1 protein-coding gene is annotated in these 239 nt (G+C 60.7%); it reads left to right on the top strand.

Annotated features, from left to right (window positions below; genetic code table 11):
• The coding region (locus tag SB717_RS39255) for an AMP-binding protein (RefSeq protein WP_410908709.1) at nucleotides 1-239 on the top strand (239 nt) is incomplete at both ends.

The following is a 239-nucleotide window of genomic DNA, read 5'->3' as shown; positions in this document are numbered from 1 at the left end:
CTCGATACCATCGCCCGCGAGCGCATCACGCACTTATTCCTGCCGCCGACGATTGTCTACGCGTTGCTGAGCTGTCCGGCGTTGGACCATACGGACACGTCGTCTCTGCGATGCATTGCCGTAGGTGCCGCCCCGATTGCGCCGGAGAAGCTGAAGGAAGCTGTACGTCGCATTGGCCCAGTCATCTACGAGGTTTACGGGCAGAGCGAATGCCTGTTCCCCGTCGTCGCCAAACAACC

It is taken from the genome of Priestia sp. SIMBA_032, from assembly GCF_046535215.1.
Lineage (GTDB): Bacteria > Bacillota > Bacilli > Bacillales > Bacillaceae_H > Priestia > Priestia aryabhattai.
This window is presented reverse-complemented; position numbering and strand designations above follow the sequence as displayed.